Here is a 21,824-nt window from a genome sequence, read left to right as displayed (position 1 = left end):
ACTATCCGCGCTCCGCCCAGATCGTTAGGGACTTCCGGCTGAATCTTTGTTGCATCTTTATTCGGAATTGGTCTGGACTTTCTGAAAAGTTGTGATATGCTTGTGGTCAAGAAAAACTCCAAGAAAGGATGAAATCCATGAAGAAAATCTTGACCACTCTTATAGCCGCCGCCCTGCTCATAAGCAGCGCCGGGTGCCAGGTGCAACAGCCCCAGGCCACACAGTCAGCGCCAGAACCCGCGCCCCAGGCGATTGTGCTGAATGTAGCCTCGCCCACCGATACCAGCGATGGACACATCGACACGAGCGCCATAATAGCACAAATAGCAGCGGGCCTCAAGTTCAGACCGAATACGGCAGAAAAGGAAAAGGAGAATCCCAAAGCCTACCCTGCCGCTGAACAGGAGAAGGCACAGAAACCCAAGGTACGGCAGGAAAATCCAGCCACTAAGCCAAAAACAGCGGTATCTACCCCTACTCCTGAACCACCTGCCGCCGAACCTGACGCCTACCTGAAAGTCACCGCGAAAGCCACCCCCATCCCATCGCCAGCGGCCACATCTGCACCAACTCCGGTTCCTACACCGGAGCCGCCAGCCCCCACTCCTGCGCCTGCCGAGCCTACACCGGCTCCGGCAGAGCCCACGCCAGAGCCGGTCATAGAGGAAGCCACCTTCGACATCGGTTACTGGATCAGCTATGCGCAAAGCTGCGCACAGGGGCTGGGCTTGCGGCTGGAAAGCTCGGCGGTAGACTGCTGGGACAACCCCATCGGGGCCGGTCCGCACAGCACCTGCCTGGAGAGGGACATCAACAGCAGGCTGAATAGATATGCAAACGACCCGGATATTACCGACGTATGGATATGGTACGAATCCACCGGAAACGACTGCTACAACATTTATATCGGGTACGCATGATAACAAAATAAACCCAAGGACACCGCAAAAAGTGGTGTCCTTTTTTTGTTGCCCAAATGGGCAGAAAAGGAGAGAATATGATATCTACTGTTAAACGGAAAAGCATGGCGCTGGTCATGGCCTTGCTCATGTGCTTTTCCATGTTCGCCAGTTTCGGGACCACGGCCCAGGCCGCAGGGGAACGTTCCGAAATCTATATGGTCAGCTTCCCTCGTGATGCGGAAACCAACCGCGACCATTGGGACCGGGATAACCTCCAGTTCATGAACGGCTGGTATATGGACGCTTACGATATGTTCGCCACGTTTGCCGTCGGCTCGTATGAGGGAAAAGTGGCCTATTGTATCGAGCCGGGGACTCCCATCGACAACGCCCACACGTTTACAGCGAAGGACGAAACCTTTTGGGATAATTACCCCTCGTCGCTCAACAAGACAATCGACGCCGACACCATCAAGTCCCTGATTGGCCGGATTTTGCAGTATGGCTACACCGGCAACATCGACCCCACCTGGGTGTCGCAGAATAGCGCCGCCGCTGACAAGCTGGCCCATGTGTACGCCACCCAGCTTCTGATTTGGGAAACCATCGTTGGCGAAAGAGATGAACAGTTCGCTCATGTCAGCACCGGAGGGAAAAATCCTGTGCTGGACTTCATTAAGCAGGGACACCCGCTCCGCTCCCGGATCATGGACAAGTACAACTCTATGGTCACCAGTGTCCAGAACCACAGCAAAATACCGTCTTTCATGGCTAAGAGCCGTGGAAAAGCGCCCACTATCGAGTTGGAATGGGACGGCAGCCAGTACACTGCCTCGCTGACCGACACCAATAAGGTGCTGGGTAACTACACGTTTTCCTCTGACTACAGCGCCATGAAGTTCACCACCAGCGGCGATGTGCTGACCATCACCAGCCCTACCGCTCCCACCGGCGATGTGACCGTCAGCGCCAGCAAAAAAGACTCCAAGCGTATGGGGCTGGTAGTGTGGGACGATGGTACCTTCGGGCCTGGTGTTGGGCAGCAAAATACCGTCACCTACACCCAGTCCGTCACCGACCCCATCGCCGCTTATCTGAAACTCAATGTTTCTTACGGCTCCGCTAAAATCGTGAAAACCTCCGAGGACGGCAAGGTAGAGGGCATCACCTTCAAAATCACAGGGAACGGCATCAATCAGACCGTTACCACCAATAGCCGCGGCGAGGTGCAAATCGACAACCTGCAGCCGGGCGAGTACACCGTCACAGAGCAGGTGGCTGGCGACTATGTCCCCCAGGAGCCACAGAAGGTGACCGTCCAGGCCGGACAGACGGCGACCGTCAGTTTCAACAACAGCTTGCAGAAAGGTTCCCTGGCCGTCACCAAAAATAGTGAGGACGGCTTGAATTCTGGTGTTCGTTTCCACCTTTTCGGTACGTCCTCCATGGGTGAAACTGTGGATTTGTACGCCACTACGAACAGCTCTGGTGTAGCGCAGTTCACCGATGTGCCCATCGGCAGCGGGTATACTCTGGAGGAAGTGGACACGGCTGTCTGCTATGTGGTGCCCGCCGCTCAGACCGCCAATATCGAATGGGAGAAAGCCACCAACGCCACCTTCCGCAATGTGCTGAAGAAGTTCAATATCACTCTGAATAAAGTGGATAGCGAAACGACTGCACCCCAGGGCGACGCTACCCTGGCGGGTGCTGTCTATGGTGTGTATAAAGATGGCGAACTGGTGGACACCTATACCACCGACAGCGAGGGCCATTTCACCACAAGCTATTATGTATGCGATCCCGGCTGGACAGTGCAGGAGATCAGCCCCAGCGAGGGGTATCTGTTGGACGAAACCGTGTATCCCGTAGGTGCTGATCCCAAGCAGTATGAGGTGGAGTTTAACTCCGCGCCTGCCCTTACCAGCCCCGAAACCGTGCAGAAAGGAAAAATCACCATCATCAAGCATTGTGACGATGGCTCCACGCAGATAGAGACCCCGGAGGTGGGTGCGGAGTTTGCTGTGTTTCTCAAGTCCTCCGGCAGCTATGACAGTGCGAAAGACAGCGAAAAAGATTACCTGATTTGCGATGAAAACGGCTATGCGGAAACCAAGCTGCTGCCCTACGGCGTGTACACCGTGCGTCAGACCAAGGGCTGGGATGGGCGCGAGCTCATGAAGGACTTCGACGTGTTCATCAACAAGGACGGCGGCGTGTACCGCTATCTCATCAACAATGCTCCGTTCACCAGCTACGTCAAGGTAATCAAGACGGATGCGGAAACCGGCAAGGCTATTCCCTACGCCGGAGCCGGGTTCCAGATATATGACCCCAATGGGCAGTTGGTGACTATGCAATTCACCTACCCGGCAGTAACTGTGATTGACACCTTCTATACCACGACCGATGGCACCCTCATCACCCCGGAAGTTCTGCCCTACGGCACAGGCTATTCTTTGGTGGAGGTGCAGGCCCCTTATGGCTACGTCTTGAACTCCGAACCGGTCTATTTTGATATAACTCCTGACAATTCCACCGAGGAAAGTGCCGTCACCGTGGTAGAAGTCGAGCGGCCCAATATGCCGCAAAAGGGCACCATCAGCATCACCAAGCTGGGCGAGGTGTTCTCCTCCGTAACAGTTCTGGGCGGCAGTTCTGTAGATGAAAATGGAAACGAAGTAAACCTGCCTGTCAGTTACCAGCCAGTCTATGAGGAAAAGGCTCTGGAAGGTGCGGTCTATGAGGTAACAGCCGCCGAGGACATCATCACCCCGGACGGTACCATCCGCTACGCAGCAGGCGAGGTGGTTTCCACCCTTACGACCGCCCAGGACGGCCCCGTTGCCACCGAACCCCTCTACCTGGGGAAGTACCAGGTGCGGGAAGTGGAGGCCCCCTATGGCACCGTGTTGGACACGGAAACGCACACGGTAGAGCTGACCTATGCCGGACAGGAAGTGGATATCACCGAGGCCAGCGCCACCCTCCACGACGACAGGCAGAAGATAAAAATCAGCCTGGATAAGGTGTTGGAGCAGGACGAGCGGTTCCAGCTTGGGATGAACGGCGAGATTACCACGGTACAGTTTGGGCTGTACGCTACCGAGGATATTACCGCAGACGATGGCTCCATCATCCCTGCCGATGGCCTGATTGAAAGCATAAACTGTGCCGAGGACGGCTCCGCTGTGTTTGCCACCGACCTGCCTCTGGGCAGCTACTATGTCAAAGAGATTAGCACCGACAAGCACTACACTTTGCCTGATACTGTGTACCCGGTTTTGTTTGAGTATGCTGGGCAGGATGTTTCTGTAGTAGAAATCGCCCTGAACGATGGCGAACCAATCACCAACGAACTCATTTACGGCAGCATCAAGGGCTTGAAAATCGACCGGGAGAATCAGGAAACCATCGCCGGTGCGCTGTTTGGCTTGTTCCGTCCAGATGTACTACAGTTCACCTCCGACACCGCCATACTGACCGCTACCTCAGATGAGGAAGGTGTGTTCAGCTTTGAAAATGTCCCTCTGGGCAACTGGATCGTCCGGGAGCTGCAGCCTGCCGAGGGGTATCTTCCCAACACCGACATTCACCATGTGCAGGTGGAGCGGGACGAACAGCTTATTGAGATTACAGTGGTCAACGATAAAGTGCCTGAGTTGGGCACGACCGCCAGCATCGGCGGCGAGAAGGAAGTCAATGCAACCGAAGTATTCACCTTAGAGGATGTAGTGGAGTACACCCATCTGGTGCCTGGCAAGGAGTATACGGTCAAGGGTGTGCTTATGGACAAGGCAGCCGATGAACCCTTGAAAATCAATGGTGCAGAGGTGCGCTCTGAAACCGTATTTACCCCGGAGAACTCCAGCGGCACGGTAACGGTTCTGTTTGAGTTTGACGCGAAATATATTAAAGCCGATACTAATATCGTAGTATTCGAGAATCTGTATCAGGATGGCCGGGAGTTGGCTGTCCACGCAGATATTGAGGATGAATCCCAGACGGTGACTGTCCATGTCCCGGAAATCGGCACCCAGGCCACCATTGGAGAAGAAAAAGAGGTTACCATCGACGGGCCGGTCACCATCGACGATGTGGTGGCGTTCAAGAACCTGACCCCTGGCAAAGAGTATAGCGTCTATGGAATTCTCATGGACAAAAATACCGGCGAGGCCCTCAAGGTTGCAGGCGAAGAAATCCATGCTGAAAGCACTTTCACTCCCGATACTACTGATGGCGAAACTGTAGTGCAGTTCACCTTTGACACCACCGGGCTGGTGGATTCTACGGAGATCGTGGCTTTCGAGAGCCTGTCCAGAGAAGGTATCGAGCTGGCAGCTCATGCCAATATTGAAGATCCCGCACAGACCGTCAAGGTGACTGTTACCGGGCCGAGGATCGGCACCAAAGCAACTATTGACGGCAAGAAAGAAGTATCCACAGATGGACTCATCACCATCGAAGATGTGGTGTCTTACAAGGGACTGACCGCTGGCAAGGAATACAAGCTGACCGGTACGCTAATGAATAAGACCACCGGTGAACCTTTCAAGCTCAACGGCGAGGAAATCCGCGCCGAGGTTGTGTTTACTCCCGAAAAATCTGAAGGAGAGGTCACTGTTTCTTTCCCCTTTGACACCTCTTGGGTGAATGCCGCTACAGATATTGTGGTGTTCGAAAAGCTGTCATTGGGCGGCAAGGAAGTTGCTGTCCACGAAGATATTGGCGACAAGGAACAGACCGTCACCATCGTTGTCACCAGGCCGGAGATCTGCACCACTGCCACCATTGATGGCAAGAAGGAGGCCGCTCCTGCCAAGGAGATCACCATTGAAGATGTGGTGTCCTACAAGAACCTGACTCCCGGCACGGAGTACAAGCTGGTGGGTGTCCTCATGGACAAGGCAACTGGCAACCCATTCAAGGTTGGGGATAAAGACGTAACCGCTGAAACTGTTTTTACTCCCGAAAAAGCTAACGGTGAAACTGTAGTAAAGCTCACTTTCAACGGCAGCGGTATCACCCAGGCCACTGAAATTGTGGTGTTCGAAACGCTCTACCAGGGCGAGGTGAAGATCGCCGCCCATGAGGATATCAACGATGAGGGTCAGACGGTAAAGATCGTGCCGGTCACTCCCGGCAAGCCCACCACGCCTAACCCCGGCAACCCTCAGACCGGCGACCGTTCCATCATGGGTTTCTGGATCGGCTTGGGTGCTGTTGCTCTGGGTGGCTTGGCGGCCGGCATTTTTATGTACGGCAGAAAGAAAAAGGAACAGGATGATGAATGATGAAGAAGGTGTATATCTGTGCGCCTCTTTCGGGGGACGTGGAGGATAATCTGGAAAAGGCAAAGCGCTATAGCGAATACGCGCTGAGATGCGGGGCGGCTCCGGTCACCCCGCATTTTTATGCGCTCTGTCTCGATGACAGCATCCCAGAGGAACGTGAGATGGGCATGGCTGCGGGGCTTAGTCTACTCTGGTTTTGCGATGAAGTCTGGGTGTTCGGCGACCAGGCGACTGACGGCATGAGGGCTGAAATAAAGCTGGCGCACAACCTCAATATTAGGGTTAGGCTTATAAAGCCTCATGAAATTGAGAAAGTTCTCCCCCAATAAATGGCCTGCTGTTTTGGGCTTGCTGCGGTTTGAATTGGCAAGCCCAAAACCTTATTTTATCAAGAAAGGAAAATTTGCAATGAAAAAGAAGTGGATAAAAATCCTTTTCTGCACTGTGTTCGCGGCGCTGCTGGTGCCGGTTCTGGCGGTTCCCGCCATGGCGACCGGCGACGTGGCGGGCGCTATCCAGAGCACTTGGACAACAGCACAAACCCAGATTCGGGCTGTGGTGGACAACGTGGTGTTCCCCGTCATCGACATGATCCTGGCGGTGCTGTTTTTCGTCAAGGTGGGCGGCGCGTATTTCGACTATAGGAAGCATGGCCAACTGGAGTTTACCGCTCCGGCAATCCTGTTCGCCTGCCTGATTTTCACCTTGACAGCGCCCCTTTATATCTGGACGATACTGTAAAATTATTCACGGAGTGGGAGGGGCAATGCGCCCCTCCTGCTTACATTTTTTAGGTGGTGATTTCTATTTTTGATTGGTTAGGCGACATTCTCGGTGGCATAGGAAGTGCTGTCGGCGGAGTGTTCGATACGATTGGAGAGCAGGTTTCGGCGGCCATCTGGGACGCCATGATACGATGGTTTTACAACACCATATTCGATGCGGCCAGCGATTTCTTCACCATGATGGGAAACATGGGCGCGGATATTTTCGACCTGAACTGGGTCAGCGCGACGATCTCATTATTCACGATGTTCGGCTGGTCGCTGTTCATTGCTGGGACGGTGGTAGCTGTTTTCGATGTAGCTATAGAATACCAGACCGGGCGGGCCAGTGTCAAGACTACGGCAATAAATGTGCTGAAAGGCTTTTTCGCCTGTTCGCTCATTGGTATTTTGCCGGTCGAACTCTATAAATTCTGTATAAGTCTGCAAAACACTTTTGCAGGCGACCTCACCAGAATCTTCTCCGGGCAGCAGGCGCAAGGGCTGTCAGAACAAAGCATTGCTATCCTGACAGCAAATTTTGTGGTGCCGCAGAATACGGTGATAGGGCTGTTCGAGCTGCTGGCGTTGGTGGCCTTTGCCTACTGCGTGATGAAAATTTTCTTCGCAAATATCAAGCGCGGGGGAATCCTGTTAATCCAAATGGCAGTGGGAGCGCTCTATATGTTCAGTGTTCCTCGGGGCTACACGGACGGCTTCAACCAGTGGGTCAAGCAAATTATAGCGCTGTGTTTAACTGCATTTTTGCAGACAACTTTGCTGTTCCTGGGCCTGCTGACCTTCTCAGACAATATGCTGCTGGCCCTGGGAATCATGCTGGCGGCAGGGGAAGTGCCGAGGATCGCCCAGCAGTTTGGGCTGGATTCCAGCGTGAAAGTCAACATGATGAGCGTGGTTCATGCCACATCGACTGCCGTGAACATGACCCGGTCAGTGGCAAAGGCAATCGCGTGACGGAGGTGTAAAATGACAACTTATTTATATCCGCAAAATCTGAAAGCAACGGCAAATCTGTGGCTGTGGAGCCTGCGGGATTTCGCAATCCTGTGCGTGGCGGCCCTGCTCTCGGTGCTGGCGCTGGTGCAGCTCCACTTCATGGTACCTGCGGCGGTGACGCTCTGTTTCGGTTTCCTCACCATCCGTATGGAGGAAGCCACAGTGCTGGATTTCCTAAAGTACGCCGTCCGCTATTTCATTTCCAGCCAGCAAATCTACGATTGGAGGTAGTCAAATGGGCAAAAAGAGGAAGGGCCGCTCCACTCAGGAGCTCATGGGCATCCAGAACTTCACCAGATACGGGCTTGCCACAAACCGTGGCGAGCTCTTGTTTTTTCTGGTGTCCCCCACCAACATCTCGGTGCTGTCCCACACGAATATCGAGATTAAAATCAGGCACCTGATGATGGTACTGTCTGCCATCCCGGATATCGAGATCACCTGCACCGACTCCTGCGAGTGCTTCGACGATAACCAGGCGTACCTGCGCGGACGTTTGCAGGAGGAAGGGAACCCGCTGGTTCGGCAGCTATTGGAGCAGGACAGGGAGATGCTGGATCGCGCCCAGGCTGAGATGGCCACGGCCCGGCAGTTCCTGTTTATCAGCCGGTGTAAAGGTATGAAAGCAGACCAAGTGTTCCAGGCTGTGAACCGTATCGAGAAAGTGATTTCCGAGCAGGGCTTTGAGGTGCGGCGCATGAGAAAGAGCGATATCAAGCGCTTTCTTGCCATCTATTTCGATGCCAGTATGAACGGCGACCAGATGCCATATACGGATGGCGGGCAGTTTTTTGAGGTACAAGCCTATGAGCCGGAGGATTAAGTTCGGCGTTTTCATCGCTCTGCTGTCGGCTGTTCTCGCCACCTGTGGGGTGATGATTGGCGGGGAATTGCTGTCACGGCAGAAAGAAAAAGAGGATTTCGAGCAACTCACCAAGCTGGTGACCGTAAAAAGCCCTGCTGCCAGCTCTACCCCAACAGGGCCTCCCACAGCCGACGAGCATCCAGCGGCTACAACCACACCCTCCCCTGATTCTAAAGAAGAATCACAAGGGCAGCTCCGCGACCTCTCCGAGTTGTTCGCCATGAACGAGGACTTTGTGGGCTGGCTGTGCATCCCAGATACGGATATCAATTACCCAATCATGCACACGCCGGACGATCCTGAAAAGTATCTGCGCCGAAATTTTCAGGGCGAGTACAGCGAATCGGGTGTTCCTTTCCTTGATTCTCGGTGCGTACTGGACAGCGATAACCTTATTATTTATGGCCACAACATGATGAACGGCACCATGTTTGCCGGGCTGCGGGGGTATGTACAGGAGGATTTCTGTAAGGCCCACCCCACTGTAGAATTTCAGACTGCGGACGGCTGCGCGGAATATCAGGTGTTTGCTGTGGCCTGGATCAAAAGCAATGACGATTGGTACAAGTTTGTGAATGCCAATACCGCTGAAGATTTCAACAGCGCTGTTAATAAAGCCATGGGCAAGACGCTGTTTCAGGTAGGCAGCAGCCCAGAATTTGGCACCCAAATCCTGACGCTATCCACCTGCTACGACTCCACACACAACGGCAGATTACTTGTGCTGGCGGCAAAAATTTAATGAATGGAGCGATATCATGTCCAAGAAAAAGAATAAGAAAATGAACCCGGCCCAGCTTGAAGCTGTGCGTACAAAGGACTTCTTCGACTGCATCCTGCCGGGAAGTGTTCGGTTTATGAGCGACTATTATATCGTGGGCGACTCGTACCGCTCGGTGTGGGTGGTGCGGGAGTACCCACCCAGCACGGAGGAACAGGCAATATTGTCCCAGCTTGCCGACCGCAGCGGGGTGACTCTGCGCATCTATCACCGGCTGGTGGAACCTATGGAGCAGCGCAAAATTTTGCAGAACGCCACCAGAAAGAACAAGCTCATGTCCGGGGGCAACGATGTCAACGAAACCATCGAAGCCCAGGGGAACCTCCAGGATGTGGTGGAGCTGCTGGCGACTCTGCGGAAGAACAAGGAACCTCTTCTCCACTGTTCGGTGTTTATCGAACTAAAGGCCAGGTCGCTGGACAAGCTCAAGGAGCTCCAGAGCGAGATCAGCATGGAGTTGACCCGCTCCAAGATTTCTGTCGACCGTCTGACCCTGCGGCAGAAAGAGGGCTTCCTCTCTGTTCTGCCTGTGGGCGCTAACCAGTTTGGAGCGCAGTATGAACGGGTGCTGCCTGCCTCCAGCGTTGCCAATCTGTACCCCTTTAACTTCTCCGGCAAGACTGACCCCCACGGCCTTTATATCGGCAGGGACAAGTACGGTTCCAATGTGCTGGTGGATTTTGACCGCCGGGCAGAGGATAAGACCACCAGCAATATCCTCATCCTCGGCAATTCCGGGCAGGGCAAGTCCTACCTGTTAAAGCTCATTCTAACAAACCTCCGGGAGTCCGGCAAGACCTGCATCTGCCTGGACGCGGAATCCGAGTATGAGGAACTCACCCGCGCCTTGGGCGGCTGCTATATCGATTTCATGTCCGGGGAGTACACCATCAATCCCTTGGAGCCAAAGGCATGGACAGACGGTTCCGGCGAGGTGGACGCAGCTACGCCTGACGCCTTTAAGCGGGTGACACGGCTCTCTCAGCATATCGCCTTCCTCAAAGACTTTTTCCGGGCCTACAAGGATTTCACCGACGCGCAGATCGACACCATTGAGATACTTCTCATGAAACTCTACGCCCGGTTCGGCATCACGGACAGCACGGACTACACCACAAAAAAAACCTGTGATTTCCCCATCCTGTCTGACTTCTACAAGCTGTGCCAGGAGGAATACCACACCTACGACAGAGAAAGAAAGTACCTGTATACCGAAGAAATGCTGCAGGAAGTCTGCCTGGGAATCCATTCCATGTGTGTGGGTGCGGAGAGCAAATATTTCAATGGGCATACCAATATTGTCGATGACCGGTTTCTGTGTTTTGGCGTAAAAGGGCTGATGGACACCAACAAGCGCCTGAAGGACGCCATGCTGTTCAACATCCTGTCGTATATGTCCAACGAGCTGCTGGGCAAGGGCAACACGGCTGTGTCCATCGACGAACTCTATCTGTTCCTCACCAATATGACCGCCATTGAGTATATCCGCAATGCCATGAAGCGTGTGCGGAAAAAGGATTCCTCCATTATTTTGGCCAGCCAGAATATCGAGGATTTTCTCATTCCCAGCATCCGGGAGTTCACGAAACCGCTGTTCTCTATCCCGACACACCAGTTTTTGTTCAACGCCGGGCAGATCAACCCCAAAGATTTTATGGACGCCTTGCAGGTTGAACCCAGCGAATTTGAGCTGATAAAATACCCGGAGCGGGGCACCTGTCTGTACCGCTGCGGCAATGAGCGGTATCTGTTGCAGGTGATTGCTCCCGATTATAAGTCCGCCCTGTTCGGAAAGGCAGGAGGGCGATGAGTGCGGCTCTCGGCGCAGCCCTGAAAAAGATCGCTGTTGCTCTGCTGTCAGACCCGAAAACACTGAAGAAAGTTGTCGGTATTGTGCTGACGTTGCTGGTGGCGGTCATCATGCCCATCGCGGCTGTGATTGCCATTTTCAGTACGGATTTTGAGATAGACGTGCCGGAATTCCAGCGGCTGGCCATCCAGAATCTGACCCCAGAGCAGCAGGCCGACCTGCAATTTATTGAGGACACCGGCAAGGAAATCCAAGCGGAGCTGACTGCCAGAGGGCAGGAAAAGAGGCTCAAAGAGGCGCTGGTACTATTTCTTTTTGCTCTGGGGGATTTCGCCCATGAGCCTGGCTTTGCTGCAAAGCTGGCTGGGTGTTTCACTAACGATCAGACCCATGCGGAACTCATTGTCGCTGTCAACGCAGCCTTCGGTACGGACATCGACCCGGACGATTTTGAGAAAATCATGTCTTTTGTGAACCGGCAGATCGTGGACGTGGCCCGGTCGCAGCTAGGTAATGTGGGCGGCGAACCCTATTGGAGCTGGTACGGTTTCCCCTCTCGCGTGGAATGGTGTGCCTGTTTTGTTTCCTGGTGTGCCGATCAGTGCGGCTATATCGACAGCGGCATTATACCACGGTTTTCCGGTTGCGAACAAGGCGTCAGCTGGTTTCAGGCCAGAAATCTATGGCAGGACGGCTCTGCTACGCCCACATCGGGAGCCATCATATTCTTCGATTGGGTGGAGGACGACGGTACCCAGGACGGCAGCTCCGACCACGTCGGCATTGTGGAAAAGGTAGAAAACGGCAGGGTGTACACCATAGAGGGCAACTCTGGCGACGCTTGTCAGCAGAACAGCTACCCCATAGGGTACTTTGAAATCCTGGGGTATGGTACGCCAAAATATGAATCAGGAGGTACGGAAAATGATAGTGAAAGTAACGCCCCAGTGGAGGGAACCTGAGATCCTTGCCCCACCCTGGGAGATCGTCCACACGGTGGAGCTGCCGCCAGGAGAATTCCGCAAATTTAAGGAGGATCTGCTGCAGCCCCAGCCCTTTATTATGGAACACGCCAATGAAATGTATATGGATAGTCATGGTATCACCCATGGGATGCTGGTGCTTTGTGAGGGGATTGATGATGGCATCCTTGTGAATTCCGAGGGCTTTGCCTACGCTCGGTACTCCGCCTACCTGTCGGGCGCCCGGACATTATCCCTTATGAACCGCTATCCTTCCCTGCGAGATTTCTGTGTGCAGATGGATGGCTTAGTGGAGAAATACGTCCAGCAGGCATTGGCCGGGCAGGAAGATGGGAAGTTTTGTATCTCCTATAGCGACATCGACGTGGAAGTTGAGAAAGGCATATTTAATGAGGATTTGAGCGCCTTCGACTGGCGGCTGTTTCTGGATATGCTCTCGGAGCGCCCGGAGTTTGACGAGGTGGAGAATACTCCCAACGAAATATATTTCACCATCGCCCCGGAGTTTGTGGAGGAACAGACTCCGGGGATATCTATGTGATGTCACCATGCTGGTAGAGGAAACGCTCTTCGGCACCCATGACAAGGTACAGATCGCCATCGACCGGCTCCGTACCTTTGAGCCAACCGAGGGTTACTATCTGGCATTCAGCGGCGGCAAGGACAGCCAAGCCGTGTATCATCTGTGCCGGGAGGCTGGGGTGAAATTCGACGCCCACTACAGCCTGACTACTGTTGACCCGCCAGAAGTCATCTATTTTATGAGGGAGCATTACCCTGATGTTGCCGTGGAGCATCCCGGCATTACCATGTGGGATTTGATTGTGAAAAAAGGTATGCCACCGACCCGTATAGTTCGCTACTGCTGCGACCGGCTCAAGGAGCGGGGCGGCCAAGGTCGCTTTGTGATTACAGGTGTCCGGTGGGCGGAAAGTTCTCGTCGCAAAAACGAGTGGGGTGTGCTGGAGCTGAACAGCCACAGCAGTGCGCGGGTCAAGCTGATGAACGACAACGACGAGGCCCGCCGTCTGGTGGAGTCCTGCGTGATGAAAAGTATGCACACCCTCAATCCCATCATCGACTGGCTGGAGGAAGATGTGTGGGAGTACCTCAATTCCAGAGGTGTCCCCCACTGCTGCCTCTATGACGAGGGGTACTCCCGGATCGGCTGCATTGGGTGTCCCCTTGCCGGGGCCAAGCAGATGCGCAAGGAGTTCGCCAGGTACCCGAAATATGAGCAGGCGTACCTGCGCGCCTTTGACCGTATGCTGCAGGCCCGGATCGACAACGGCAAACCCTATATCAAGTGGCGCTGTGGTCAGGACGTTATGGATTGGTGGCTTAGCGAGAGCAGCCGTTCATCGCCTGAAAACCAAATGACTTTTGAAGATATCCAGACAGAAGGAGTTGATTTGTAATGAAGAAAGATTCTATTACCATTCCCTATGACGAGGAAAAGCTGGCCGCCCTGCGGCTGTACTTGGAGCAGAAAGGCCAATCCGTTGAGCAGGAAATGGTCTCTGCCGTGGATGCGCTCTACGCCAAAGCCGTCCCCGGCAATGTCCGGGAGTTTCTGGATCTGCGCTCCGGCATGGAGCCGAAGCCTGCGGAGAAACGCAAGCGTCCCCGCCCTGCGGCAGAACCGGAACCCAGCCCTGCTCCCCTCCCGGAAAGCCGTGATAGCTTTTGAGAACGCAAAAATTCGGTATTGAAATTGAGATGACCGGCATCACTCGCGCGGCTGCGGCCCAGGTGATTGCCGGTCATTTTGGTACCAGCGCTATTCATGTGGGCGGCAGTTACGACACCTACACGGTGCGGGACGGCGAGAGCCGCCAGTGGAAAGTGGTGTCGGATTCCTCCATTCGCAGAGAGTCCCGGCGCGGCGAATCCCGCAATGCGGCCTATGCTGTGGAGTTCGTTTCTCCCATATGCAAGTACGATGACATCGGAACCATCCAGGAGCTTATCCGCAAGCTGCGCACGGCTGGGGCCAAGGTCAACGCCTCTTGCGGAATCCATGTGCACATCGATGCCTCGCCCCATAACGTGAAAACCCTGCGCAACATTGTCAATATTATGGCGGCGAAGGAGGACTTGCTCTACAAGACCCTCAAGGTGAACGTCAACCGGGAGCATTACTGTGCCAAAGCAGATACCAGATTCCTGGATGAACTAAACGCCAAGCGGCCCTCGTCCATGGCTGACTTCGAGCATATCTGGTATAACGGGCCGTCCGGCAGATACGAGCACTATGACGAGAGCCGGTATCATGGGCTCAATTTACACTCAGTATTCTCTAAGGGGACGATAGAATTTCGGCTCTTTAATTCCACGCTCCACGCAGGTGAGATAAAGTCATATATCCAGCTTTGCATGGCGATCAGCCACCAGGCGCTGGTGCAGAAATCTGCCTCCAGAATCAAGACCCAGAGCAGTAATGAGAAGTACACCTTCCGGGTATGGTTGCTGCGGCTGGGGCTGATCGGCGACGAGTTCAAGACGGCCCGCCACCATCTGCTGAAGAATCTGGACGGCAATATTGCCTGGAAAGACCCGGCCCAGGCAGAGGCTCAGAAACAGCGGTTGGCTGAGAAACGGCTGGCAGAGTCCGTTGCCCAGGCCATGGAGCAAGCCCCTGCGCCGACAATTCCGGAGGGAGATGAAGCGCAGAACGAATCAGAAGAACCGCGAATGACTATGTGAAAGGGTGAGAAAATTGGCTAAAAAATTATATGTTGCCTATGGCAGCAACCTTAATAAAAAGCAAATGCAGTATCGCTGTCCCACGGCAAAATATGTTGGTGTCGGCGAATTGCAAGGGTATGAATTGCAGTTCAAGGGCCGGGAGCGCTCGGCTTTTGCTACCATAGGCCGCATGGATGGGGCCTCGGTTCCCGTGGGGCTGTGGGAAATCCAGGCCAGGGACGAGCGGTCGCTGGATATGTATGAGGGCTTTCCCAGCCACTATTTCAAGCGGGATGTGCAGGTGAAGATGGGCGGCCGGGAGGTCAGCGCCATGGTGTATATCATGAACCCGCGCATGAATTTCAACCTCCCCTCGCCCAGCTACTACGCCACGGTGCATCAAGGGTACAAGGATTGTGGGCTAGACACTGCCGCCTTGGAACAGGCTTTGCAGAGCAGCACCCAGCGATATTATGATTCTGCCGTACAGTATGAGCAGCAGTCCCTTTTTGATTATGACGAGGAGGAGCCAGAAGAAGATGAGGATATAGAGGATGAGGAAGAAGATGAGTGGGAGGATGTGGAGGACGATGAGGACGAAGATGAGGAATATGACTTCCACTTTCGTATGTGAGGGGGCGGCAGTGTGAATCGGACAAAGGAATTGAAACGCACCCTCGGCAACGAGTATGTGTACCGGCGGCTTATGAGTGACCGGGAAGTGTCCCGCCTGCGGCGGCAGGCTCCCCAGCACCTGGAAGATACCGTTGCAGCCAGCCTGACCGTGGGTTGTATGAAGATAAATGCTGTGTTGTTCCAGTCAGATACTTCTCTGCGGCTGGGGTACGACGTGTACGTCAAGGACTCTCCCGGCTCTTCCGAGTGGGTTTGCTTTGACAGCCCCAGCGACCCTGCCAGCCTGAAAGAGCAGGATATGCTGGCGGTTCTGGACAGGATAGTCGCGGAGAACGGCCTATCCTATACCGAGTGCTGCTTTGAGCGGTTGGAGGGCATTATGCCCCCGGACAAGAAAGTCTGACGAGGTTTGCCAGCACGTCCCTGCCTGTCGGCCCCTGTGTGGCCCTATGTCGGGGCTTACAGGGCTGGGTCGAGAAAACACTCGGCTCTGCCCCCACGCGGGCCGTGTTGGGGCAGCATGTAGCTGGTTTGGACAAGCCCCAGAATCGCAGGTTTTGGAGGCGGGTTTGGCAAGGTCGAAAAGCAAGCGGGAGAAAATGCAGGGGTTGCTGTTGCACCCCTGCATGGTTCACCGCGCCCGGCAATGCCGGTCGCGTCGGGCTTTTTCGGGCTTCAGGGTTACAAAGCAAAAAGGGGTTGCTAAATTCGTATTCAGAGAAAAATGGGGCTGCAAACCGAATAAACGGCGGTATTCCGCCAAATATTCCGGGGTTGCGCCGACAGAAGGGAGTGTTGCAAGATTTCGGTACCAAAGGACAAATACAAGTTCGCGCTGTGGCTCCACCCGGACACGCTGGCGAAAGTCAAGGAGCTATACCGGCAGGACGATTGCCGCAGTAAATCTGAGTTTATCGAAAAGGCTATCCGATTTTATATCGGCTGTCTCACTGCCGAGGATGGCGCATCTTATCTTCCAAACGCTTTCCTCTCCAACATGAAAAGTATTGTCTCTGAGAGCGACAATCGTCAGAGCAAGATGATGTTCAAGCTGGCGGTAGAGCTGGCTATGCTCATGAATGTGGTCGCCGCCAGCAGTGAGATCGACGAGATATCCCTGGCGCGGCTGAGAGGGGAGTGTGTGCAAGAGATAAAAAGGCTCAACGGCAATTTCAGATTTGAGGACGCGGTCGAGTGGCAAAGTTAGTTACGAAGTTTAAGTTTCTGAAACCAAGCGCTCGTCAGGGGCGTGGCGGGTATGCAAAATATATTGCTACTCGTGATGGTGTGGAGAAAATCGATGACAGCAAACGGTTCGCGCCAGTCAGTTGGAATCAGAAGAAATTGATTGCCAAAATCCTGCGTGACTTCCCTGACAGCAAGGAGATGTTGGAGTACGAAGATTACCGGCAGAAACAGACGGTAGAATCTGCATCGGAATTTATCTCCCGCGCCATCGAGGATAACGCCGCTGTTGCGCTGAATGCCAAAACCTACGCAGATTATATTGCAACCCGCTCCCGTGCAGAACGCTTCGGTTCTCATGGACTGTTTACGGATGATGGCGTGCAGGTGAATCTTGCGGAGGTATCGCAGGAACTCAACAATTACGGCGGCAATGTGTGGACGGCGATTATTTCTCTGCGCCGTGAAGATGCGGAGCGTCTTGGCTTTGACAACGGCTCCCGCTGGCGGGATATGCTGCGCACCCAGACCCAGGCCCTCTCGGAAAATCTGCGCATTCCCATGGGCCACCTGAAATGGTTTGCGGCCTTTCATAACGAGTCGCACCACCCTCATGTGCATCTCATTGCGTATTCTACGGTAGAAAGTGAGGGATACCTCACCAAACAAGGTGTGCAGAAATTGCGTTCCTCGTTTGCAAAAGATATTTTTGCGCAGGATTTGCTTTGCATCTATGAAAAGCAAACGGAGCATAGGAACCAGCTGCGCTCCGAGAGCAAGGATGTACTGGCTGAAATCGCTTCGCAGGTAAATGCTGGCGGGTATTCCAATCAGCATTTGGAGGAACTATTGTTGCAGCTTGCCAGGCGGCTGTCCCGCACCAAAGGTAAGAAAGTGTATGGGTATCTGAAAGCAGATGTAAAAGCGATTGTGGATTCCATCGTCGATGAAATCGCAAAAGACAATCGCATTTCCGCACTTTATGATTTGTGGTATGAGCAGAGGGAAAATGTGCTGCGCACCTATAACAACAGCCTGCCAGAGCGGATTCTGCTGTCGCAAAACAAGGAGTTCAAAGCGATTAAGAACGCCGTCATCCAGGCGGCTATAGATTTGGTTCTGGATAGTCAGCAGGAGCAATCTACGGCTGAAGGTAATGTCGATAGCCGACAGGGACGTTCTTCCTCTGTTGCTGGTACTGGCATTGGAATGAACGCTCTGCGCCTGCTGCAGCAGACCAGCCAGATCCTGCAAAATGAGGTTCGGCCTGTCTATCAGGACAAACGTGTCGACCGCAAGCTGCGCCGGAAAATCAACGAGAAAAAGCAGGCGCAAGGATTACGGCATGGGTAAAAATATGAATGAGATTTTATTAATTTCTCTGTAGGTTTGCCCACTCGATTTCACTGGATTTATGGCAATGGATTGGGTATGATTGTGGTAGGAGGTAGCGCTATGAAAATACTTGATATGCTCTACGATGGCCAAATCTATCCCGCCGAATCCGTTAAGCCCGCAACAGAAAAGTATCAGCGGCTTAATGAAGAAAAGCAAAGGCTGATGGACGAACTGCGCGAAAAGCTGACTGACGACGACCAACAGCAGTTGGATCGGATCGATGAATTGTCCGATGGAATCTGCGACGAGGAATGCCGGTGTATGTTCGCGGAGGGTGTGCGCTTCGGCGTGGGCCTGATGAAGGAGTTGGGCGAAATGGACAAGCAAGACAAGTAGAAATTTTGAAAGAGGATGCCGCGCCGCAGGGTGCGGCTTTTCTCTTGGAAAGGAGTTTCATGTCAGGATTTATTCCTTTTACGGACGAGCAGAAAGAACGAGCACGGCGCACGGATTTAGCTGATCTGCTCCGCAGCCAGGGCGAAACCTTACGCAAATCTGGTTCGGAATTGGAATGGCTGGACGGCTCGCAAAAAGTCACTATCCGGGGAAATCTGTGGTTCCACCAGTATGAGCAGATGGGCGGCGACTCCATTGACTTCGTGAGAAAATTCTATCACAAATCATATCCAGAAGCAATGGAATATTTATTGGGCCGAAGTAGTGGGGTGCTTTCCGTTCTGCCTCCCATGCAAAAATCTGCTCCCAAATTTGAACTGCCGCCTGCCAACGATAATATGCGGCGGGTGTTCGCCTACCTGCTAAATCGGCGTGGTATCGACAAGGATGTGCTTTACGCATTTGTCCAGAAGAAAATGATTTACGAATCCGCACAGTACCACAATGTGGTGTTCGTTGGATTCGATAAAGACGGCAACCCTCGCCACGCAAATAAGCGGGGAACTGGTTCCGCCTCCACCTACAAAGGTAACGCCGTGGGAAGTGTACCGGAGTACAGTTTTCATTGGACGGGGAAAAGTAACCGGCTCTATCTGTTTGAGGCCCCAATCGATATGCTATCCTTCATCTCCATGAACAAGGACGGCTGGAGAAATCACAGCTATGCGGCGGCTTGTTCTGTTTCAGATAAAGTGCTGTTTCAGTGCCTGGCGGATAATCCCGGTATCAAGAAAGTGTCCATCTGTTTCGACAGCGATGAGCCAGGCCAGCTTGCCGCCCAGCGGATTACCGCCAAACTGGTCATGCAAAATATAGAATCAGAAATCCTCGTTCCGGTCAACAAGGACTGGAACGAGGATTTGCTATGTGGTGATGGATTGGAGGTGGAGCAGTCATGCCAAATATTGCGCCGCTGATTTTTGTGGCGGCTCTCATGTTCTGCGTTCTCAGCGGTGTCACTCTGCTGGCGCACATCTACAATCTCAATAACATTAAGGCGAAAACGGTTGGGGATGGCCAGCATGGTACCGCTCGATGGGCCACGAAATCTGAGATAAAAAGAGTGTACCGGCACGTTCCCTTTACGCCGGAGCGCTGGCGGGAGCAGGCGGCTCATGGTCAGGAACCTACGTTGGAAAGCGGGCAGGCCCTGCCACAAGGCATCGTGGTTGGCTGCACAGGCAGAAATGAAACTATTGCCATGGTGGATACCGGCGACGTCCACACTATGATGATTGGTGCGGCTGGTGTGGGCAAGACCGCATACTGGCTTTATCCCTGCATTGAGTACGCCTGCGCCTCTGGCATGAGCTGGTTAGGAACCGACACGAAGGGGGACGTGGCACGAAATTATGGCACCATTGCTGAAAAGTACGGATATCACGTCTCCGTCATCGACCTGCGCAATCCCACCCGCTCCCACGGCAACAACCTGCTCCATCTCGTCAACAAATATATGGACGTTTACCTGGAGTGTCCCGATCAGCTTGCCTACAAAGCTAAAGCTGAAAAATATGCTAAGATTATTGCCAAGACCATCATCATGTCTGGCATGGACGGCTCGTCCTTTGGCGACAATGCCTACTTTTACGATGCTGCCGAGGGATTGCTGACAGCAACGATTTTACTGGTGGCAGAGTTTTGCGAACCGCAGAAAAGGCATATTGTTTCCGTGTTCAAAATCATCCAAGAACTTCTTGCGCCCTCCCAGCAAAAAGGGCAAAACCAGTTCCAACAGCTCATGGCAATGCTGCCTAATGACCACAAAGCCAAGTGGTTTGCGGGGGCCGCGCTGAACACCTCTAAAGAGTCCATGGCAAGCGTAATGGGTACGGCGTTATCGCGCCTTAATTCATTTTTGGATTCAGAGCTCGAACAAATCCTGTGCTTTGATACGGAAATTGACGCGGAACGATTCTGCAACGAGAAGTGCGCCGTGTTCGTCATACTGCCGGAGGAAAATCCCAATTCGTTTTTTATGATTTCGCTTATCATCCAGCAGCTCTACCGGGAGATCCTCTCCGTGGCAGATGAAAACGGCGGTAAGCTGAAAAACAGGTGTATTTTCTTCTGTGACGAGTACGGGACGATTCCCAAAATAGAGTCTGCCGAGATGATGTTCTCTGCCTCCCGCTCCCGCCGCTTGCAGATCGTACCCATTATACAGTCCTTTGCGCAGCTTGAGAAAAATTACGGCAAGGAGGGCGCTGAGATTATCGTAGATAACATCCAGAACATTATCTTCGGCGGTTTTGCGCCCAACAGCAACTCTGCCGAGGTGCTGTCCAAGGCACTAGGCAGCCGAACGGTGATGTCGGGTTCTGTGTCCCGGAGCAAGAACGACCCCAGCCAGTCCCTCCAGATGATAGAGCGCCCACTCATGACGCCAGACGAGTTGAAGTCTATGCCCAAGGGTCAGTTCATCGTGATGAAAACCGGCTTTTATCCCATGAAGGTCAGGCTCAAGCTATATTTTGATTGGGGCATCCAGTTCGATGAGCAGTATGCTGTCCCAGAGAATGGCAACCGCAAAGTGGCTTATGCAGAGAAAAACGAACTGCTCCAGGCTATTGTGCTGAAGTACCATCCGGATTGGCTGAAAGAAGATGATACTCCTCCCGAAGATGCACTCGCTGGTGGGCAGAGCCAGGACGCACCCGCGCAAAAGCAGCGTAAACGGCCTTCAAAGAAGAAAGGCCCTGCCAGTAGGCAAAATAGGCCGTTGAAAGAGGTTGCTCCGCGCAATAGAGAATCCGAGGTAATCCAGGATGGGCCGGTTTGATTTTCTCTACAAGATGGATTTGCACCACCGGGCCGTGGCAGTTTATATCTATCTGGCTGACCGGGCAAATCGGGATGGCGAGTGCTGGCCTGCTATTCCAACTATCGCCAGGGAATTGAAATTGTCTCAATCTACCGTCCGCAGGGCCTTGCAGGATTTGAGAAAAGCTGAACTGCTGGAAACGGAGCAGCGCTACCGTGCCCAGGGCGGCAAGAGCAGCTTACTTTTTCGCCTGAAGAAGATGTGACAGACCTCCCCTGCCGCCAGGGAGCCATTGCGCTCTCTCGGTGGCAGGTGTATATGGTCATGATAATATACCAAAT

The 21,824-nt window shown here is 53.4% G+C and carries 21 protein-coding genes and 1 pseudogene; all 22 read left to right on the top strand.

The genetic code is table 11. The annotated features are described in order from the left end of the window. Positions 1 to 137: 137 nt before the first annotated feature. Entirely contained in the window at positions 138 to 920 is a 783-nt protein-coding gene (locus VSQ30_RS00945; protein WP_334461408.1) for a hypothetical protein, read from the top strand. Positions 921 to 997: 77 nt separating this feature from the next. Then, the gene (locus VSQ30_RS00940) at positions 998 to 6,196 is read left to right on the top strand and encodes a VaFE repeat-containing surface-anchored protein (protein ID WP_334461406.1); all 5,199 of its coding nucleotides are present in this window, start codon (positions 998 to 1,000) and stop codon (positions 6,194 to 6,196) included. Further along, positions 6,193 to 6,525, top strand: coding sequence for a DUF7768 domain-containing protein (locus tag VSQ30_RS00935; RefSeq protein WP_334461404.1), 333 nt, complete (start codon positions 6,193 to 6,195; stop codon positions 6,523 to 6,525). Before VSQ30_RS00940 ends, VSQ30_RS00935 begins: the two co-directional genes overlap by 4 nt. Positions 6,526 to 6,604: 79 nt before the next feature. After that, positions 6,605 to 6,937: a DUF3852 domain-containing protein gene (locus VSQ30_RS00930; protein ID WP_120428451.1), complete on the top strand. Its 333-nt coding sequence runs from the start codon at positions 6,605 to 6,607 to the stop codon at positions 6,935 to 6,937. 119 nt (positions 6,938 to 7,056) lie between these two features. Further along, positions 7,057 to 7,935 (top strand): conjugal transfer protein TrbL family protein, encoded by an 879-nt coding sequence (locus tag VSQ30_RS00925; protein ID WP_243425138.1) that lies wholly within the window; start codon positions 7,057 to 7,059, stop codon positions 7,933 to 7,935. Between the two features lie 12 nt (positions 7,936 to 7,947). Beyond that, the gene (locus VSQ30_RS00920; RefSeq protein ID WP_334461402.1) at positions 7,948 to 8,208 is read left to right on the top strand and encodes a hypothetical protein; all 261 of its coding nucleotides are present in this window, start codon (positions 7,948 to 7,950) and stop codon (positions 8,206 to 8,208) included. 4 nt (positions 8,209 to 8,212) lie between these two features. After that, complete coding sequence (locus VSQ30_RS00915) at positions 8,213 to 8,800, top strand: hypothetical protein (RefSeq protein ID WP_334461401.1); 588 nt, start codon at positions 8,213 to 8,215, stop codon at positions 8,798 to 8,800. Continuing rightward, a complete protein-coding gene (locus VSQ30_RS00910) occupies positions 8,784 to 9,584 on the top strand; it encodes a class B sortase (RefSeq protein ID WP_334461399.1) in 801 nt (266 codons plus the stop codon). Before VSQ30_RS00915 ends, VSQ30_RS00910 begins: the two co-directional genes overlap by 17 nt. A gap of 16 nt (positions 9,585 to 9,600) precedes the next feature. After that, the gene (locus VSQ30_RS00905; RefSeq protein WP_334461397.1) at positions 9,601 to 11,433 is read left to right on the top strand and encodes a VirB4 family type IV secretion system protein; all 1,833 of its coding nucleotides are present in this window, start codon (positions 9,601 to 9,603) and stop codon (positions 11,431 to 11,433) included. Positions 11,434 to 11,912: 479 nt separating this feature from the next. Further along, positions 11,913 to 12,395: pseudogene (locus tag VSQ30_RS00900) on the top strand (CHAP domain-containing protein); the annotation flags it as partial. After that, entirely contained in the window at positions 12,358 to 12,957 is a 600-nt protein-coding gene (locus VSQ30_RS00895; RefSeq protein WP_334461396.1) for a DUF6329 domain-containing protein, read from the top strand. The pseudogene VSQ30_RS00900 and the gene VSQ30_RS00895, both read left to right, overlap by 38 nt. Next, positions 12,923 to 13,834 (top strand): phosphoadenosine phosphosulfate reductase family protein, encoded by a 912-nt coding sequence (locus tag VSQ30_RS00890; protein ID WP_334461395.1) that lies wholly within the window; start codon positions 12,923 to 12,925, stop codon positions 13,832 to 13,834. The genes VSQ30_RS00895 and VSQ30_RS00890 overlap by 35 nt, the downstream gene beginning before the upstream one ends. After that, positions 13,834 to 14,106 (top strand): DUF6103 family protein, encoded by a 273-nt coding sequence (locus tag VSQ30_RS00885; protein WP_160644238.1) that lies wholly within the window; start codon positions 13,834 to 13,836, stop codon positions 14,104 to 14,106. Before VSQ30_RS00890 ends, VSQ30_RS00885 begins: the two co-directional genes overlap by 1 nt. Further along, positions 14,103 to 15,122 (top strand): amidoligase family protein, encoded by a 1,020-nt coding sequence (locus VSQ30_RS00880; protein WP_256376701.1) that lies wholly within the window; start codon positions 14,103 to 14,105, stop codon positions 15,120 to 15,122. Before VSQ30_RS00885 ends, VSQ30_RS00880 begins: the two co-directional genes overlap by 4 nt. 13 nt (positions 15,123 to 15,135) lie before the next feature. After that, a complete protein-coding gene (locus VSQ30_RS00875; RefSeq protein ID WP_160644236.1) occupies positions 15,136 to 15,738 on the top strand; it encodes a gamma-glutamylcyclotransferase family protein in 603 nt (200 codons plus the stop codon). Positions 15,739 to 15,750: 12 nt separating this feature from the next. Then, entirely contained in the window at positions 15,751 to 16,143 is a 393-nt protein-coding gene (locus tag VSQ30_RS00870) for a hypothetical protein (protein WP_161471832.1), read from the top strand. Positions 16,144 to 16,779: 636 nt separating this feature from the next. Next, positions 16,780 to 16,947, top strand: a complete 168-nt coding sequence (locus VSQ30_RS00865; protein ID WP_334461388.1) for a hypothetical protein — start codon at positions 16,780 to 16,782, stop codon at positions 16,945 to 16,947. Next, complete coding sequence (mobP3, locus tag VSQ30_RS00860; protein WP_334461386.1) at positions 16,935 to 18,278, top strand: MobP3 family relaxase; 1,344 nt, start codon at positions 16,935 to 16,937, stop codon at positions 18,276 to 18,278. Before VSQ30_RS00865 ends, mobP3 begins: the two co-directional genes overlap by 13 nt. Before the next feature lie 102 nt (positions 18,279 to 18,380). Further along, positions 18,381 to 18,659 (top strand): DUF6809 family protein, encoded by a 279-nt coding sequence (locus VSQ30_RS00855; protein WP_161929604.1) that lies wholly within the window; start codon positions 18,381 to 18,383, stop codon positions 18,657 to 18,659. Between the two features lie 5 nt (positions 18,660 to 18,664). Beyond that, positions 18,665 to 19,636, top strand: coding sequence for a DUF3991 and TOPRIM domain-containing protein (locus VSQ30_RS00850; protein ID WP_161471829.1), 972 nt, complete (start codon positions 18,665 to 18,667; stop codon positions 19,634 to 19,636). Then, the gene (locus tag VSQ30_RS00845) at positions 19,615 to 21,501 is read left to right on the top strand and encodes a VirD4-like conjugal transfer protein, CD1115 family (RefSeq protein WP_334461385.1); all 1,887 of its coding nucleotides are present in this window, start codon (positions 19,615 to 19,617) and stop codon (positions 21,499 to 21,501) included. The genes VSQ30_RS00850 and VSQ30_RS00845 overlap by 22 nt, the downstream gene beginning before the upstream one ends. Continuing rightward, the gene (locus VSQ30_RS00840; RefSeq protein WP_161471827.1) at positions 21,488 to 21,748 is read left to right on the top strand and encodes a helix-turn-helix domain-containing protein; all 261 of its coding nucleotides are present in this window, start codon (positions 21,488 to 21,490) and stop codon (positions 21,746 to 21,748) included. Before VSQ30_RS00845 ends, VSQ30_RS00840 begins: the two co-directional genes overlap by 14 nt. Positions 21,749 to 21,824: the final 76 nt, after the last annotated feature.

It is taken from the genome of Acutalibacter sp. JLR.KK004 (assembly GCF_036941085.1).
Taxonomy (GTDB): Bacteria; Bacillota; Clostridia; order Oscillospirales; family Acutalibacteraceae; genus Acutalibacter.
The sequence above is the reverse complement of the archived record's forward strand: the minus strand, read 5'-3'. Positions and strand labels throughout refer to the sequence as shown.